We start from the raw sequence: 3186 nt of genomic DNA, 5'->3' as shown, positions 1-3186 counted from the left end.
GCCACCATCGCCGACCTCGCCGTCGCCACCAACTGCGGCCAGATCAAGACGGGCTCGCTGGCCCGCTCCGACCGGACGGCCAAGTACAACCAGCTGCTGCGCATCGAGGAGGAACTGGGCGACCAGGCCATCTACCTCGGTCGTAAGGCGCTGAAGCAGTAGGCGTTTCTGGCGTGCGGGCGGGCAGGGTTAGCGCCGCGTTAAGGACGCGGGGCGATTCTTGCCGCGTCTCTCCCTGGGGATTCGTCCACCCGTGTTCGCCCGCCTCCGCCCCTATCTGCCGACTGCGGCGCTTGCCTTCCTGATCTTCTATTTCGGGTTCCACGCCTTCACCGGCGAGGGCGGCTTGCTGCAGTCCGACAAGCGGGATGCGGCCCTGGTCGCCAAGAGCCGCGAACTGGCTGCCCTGCGCGCTCAGCGCCAGGATCTCGAAGCCCGCGCGCATTTGATGCGTGACACAAACCTTTCGGCGGACTTACTAGAGGAGCGGGCCCGCTCCTTGCTAGGTTTTGCCGACCCGAGGGATTATGTGGTCCGCCTGAAGCCTTAGAAGGCGCCCCGACGCCGTTCGAGGGTTTCTTCGGCAGGCCGGAGTAACGACGGAGAGACGCATGGCGCGTGGCAAGGCCAATGGCTCCCAGCCGAAAGGCGACGGGGTAGGCGCGGGCAAGGACGAACTCCTCGGCTACTATCGCGACATGCTGCTGATCCGCCGCTTCGAGGAGCGCGCCGGCCAGCTCTACGGCATGGGCCTGATCGGCGGTTTCTGCCACCTCTACATCGGCCAGGAAGCCATCGCCGTCGGCGTGCAGGCCGTGAAGCGCCCCGGCGATCAGGTGATCACCGGGTATCGCGACCACGGCCACATGCTGGCCTGCGGCATGGACCCGCGCGAGGTGATGGCCGAGCTCACCGGACGCGAGGGCGGCTCGTCGAAGGGCAAGGGCGGCTCGATGCACATGTTCTCGCGCGAGGCGGACTTCTATGGCGGCCACGGCATCGTCGGCGCCCAGGTCAGCCTCGGTACGGGTCTGGCGCTCGCCGACAAGTATCGCGACAACGGCAACGTCAGCTGGACCTACTTCGGGGACGGCGCGGCCAACCAGGGCCAGGTCTACGAGAGCTTCAACATGGCGCAGCTCTGGAAGCTGCCCTGCGTCTACATCATCGAGAACAACCAGTACGCCATGGGCACCTCGGTGGAACGCTCCTCCTCGGAGACCCACCTCTTCAAGCGCGGCGCCTCGTTCCGCATCCCCGGCGAAGAAGTCGACGGCATGGACGTCCTGGCGGTCAGGGCCGCCGCCCAGAAGGCCGCCGACCATGCCCGCGCCGGCAACGGGCCCTACATCCTCGAGATGAAGACCTACCGCTACCGCGGCCACTCGATGAGCGACCCGGCCAAGTACCGCACCCGGGAAGAGGTTGACGACGTCCGCAAGACCCGCGATCCGATCGACCACATCGAGGAGCTCCTGGAAAAGCAGGGCTTCGCCGACGAGGCGACGCTCAAGGCCATCGACGCGGAGGTGAAGCGCATCGTCGCCGACGCCGCCGAATTCGCCCGCACCTCGCCCGAACCCGACCCGTCCCAGCTCTACACCGACGTCTACACGGAGGCCGCCCAGTGACCGAAGTCCTGATGCCGGCCCTGTCGCCCACCATGGAAGAGGGCACGCTCGCCAAGTGGCACGTGAAGGTCGGCGACAACGTGCGCTCGGGCGACGTCATCGCCGAGATCGAGACCGACAAGGCGACCATGGAGGTCGAGGCCGTCGACGAGGGCGTCGTCGAGGAAATTCTCGTCGCCGAGGGCAGCGAAGGGGTGAAGGTCAATTCGCCCATCGCCCGCCTGTCCGGCGAGGGCGCCGCCGCTTCTCCGCCGCCGCAGGCCGCCGCGCCGAAGTCGGACGCCGCCGGCGATCCCGAAAAGCAGCCGCCGGAAGCCGCCGCGCCGCAGCCGGAAGGGGAGGGCGCGGTCGCCGTCACACCGGCTCAGGCCCTCAGGGATCCCGAGCTTCCGGAAGGCGTGAGGCTGGTCAAGCAGACGGTCCGCGACGCCCTGCGCGACGCCATGGCCGAAGAGATGCGCCGCGACCCCGACGTCTTCCTGATGGGCGAGGAAGTCGCCCAGTACCAGGGCGCCTACAAGGTCAGCCGCGACCTGCTGCAGGAGTTCGGCGAGCGCCGGGTGATCGACACCCCGATCACCGAGCACGGCTTCGCCGGGGCCGGCGTCGGCGCGGCCATGGCCGGCCTGAAGCCGATCGTCGAGTTCATGACCTTCAACTTCGCGATGCAGGCGATTGATCACATTATCAATTCCGCCGCTAAGACCCTCTATATGTCGGGCGGTCAGCTGCGCACCTCGATCGTCTTCCGCGGCCCGAACGGCGCCGCGGCGCGCGTGGCGGCCCAGCACAGCCAGGACTACGCCGCCTGGTACGGGCACGTTCCCGGCCTGAAGGTCATCGCGCCCTACGACGCCGCCGACGCCAAAGGCCTGCTCAAGGCCGCCATCCGCGACCCGAACCCCGTCGTCTTCCTGGAGCACGAGATGCTCTACGGCCAGGAATTCGACGTGCCCGAGGGGATCGACTGGGTCGTGCCGATCGGCAAGGCCAAGGTCCGCCGCGAGGGGACCGGCGTCACCATCGTCGCCTATTCCCGCATGGTTGGCTTCTCGCTGAAGGCCGCCGAGGAACTGGCCGCCGAAGGCATCGAGGCCGAAGTCGTGGACCTGCGCACCATCCGGCCGATGGACATCGAGACCGTGGTCGAGAGCGTCAAGAAGACCAACCGACTGGTCACCGTCGAGGAAGGCTGGGGCCCGATGGGCGTCGGCGCCGAGGTGGCCGCCCGCGTGGTCGAGCTCGCCTTCGATCACCTCGACGCGCCGCCGGCCCGGGTCTGCCAGGAGGACGTCCCGCTGCCCTACGCCGCCAACCTGGAGGCCTTGTCCATGCCGTCGGTCGAAAGGATCGTCCAGGCGGCCAAGGCTGTCTCCTACAAGTGACAGCCGGGTGCGCCCGCACGCCTTTGACGCCCATCGCCTGAGAGACGCGACATGCCCATCGACATCCTCATGCCCGCGCTGTCGCCCACCATGGAGGAGGGCACGCTCGCCAAGTGGCACGTGAAGGCCGGCGATCAGGTCCGTTCCGGCGACGTGATCGCCGAGATCGA

General features: G+C 68.0%; 4 protein-coding genes and 1 pseudogene. All 5 read left to right on the top strand.

Translation table 11 applies throughout. From position 1 onward, the window contains the following. Window positions 1-162 (top strand): annotated as a pseudogene (gene eno / locus ACILRF_RS15725) (phosphopyruvate hydratase); the annotation flags it as partial. A 91-nt stretch (window positions 163-253) separates the two neighbouring features. After that, window positions 254-550 carry a septum formation initiator family protein gene (locus ACILRF_RS15720; RefSeq protein WP_395674549.1) on the top strand — a complete coding sequence of 99 codons (297 nt, stop codon included), beginning with the start codon at window positions 254-256 and terminating at the stop codon, window positions 548-550. 61 nt (window positions 551-611) lie between these two features. After that, on the top strand, window positions 612-1631 hold the full coding sequence (pdhA, locus tag ACILRF_RS15715) for a pyruvate dehydrogenase (acetyl-transferring) E1 component subunit alpha (RefSeq protein ID WP_395674547.1): 1020 nt from the start codon (window positions 612-614) through the stop codon (window positions 1629-1631). Next, window positions 1628-3016, top strand: a complete 1389-nt coding sequence (locus ACILRF_RS15710) for a pyruvate dehydrogenase complex E1 component subunit beta (RefSeq protein WP_395674545.1) — start codon at window positions 1628-1630, stop codon at window positions 3014-3016. Before pdhA ends, ACILRF_RS15710 begins: the two co-directional genes overlap by 4 nt. Before the next feature lie 51 nt (window positions 3017-3067). Then, window positions 3068-3186 (top strand): biotin/lipoyl-containing protein (locus ACILRF_RS15705; RefSeq protein ID WP_395674551.1); only part of this gene is annotated, 119 nt, incomplete at its 3' end.

Source organism: Phenylobacterium sp., assembly GCF_044236515.1.
In the GTDB taxonomy this organism is placed as follows: Bacteria; Pseudomonadota; Alphaproteobacteria; order Caulobacterales; family Caulobacteraceae; genus Phenylobacterium.
The sequence above is the reverse complement of the archived record's forward strand: the minus strand, read 5'-3'. Positions and strand labels throughout refer to the sequence as shown.

What these genes read in the sequence shown, in the direction of transcription:
- pdhA (WP_395674547.1), top strand. Translation starts at nt 612, where the DNA reads ATGGCGCGTGGCAAGGCCAATGGCTCCCAGCCGAAAGGCGACGGGGTA.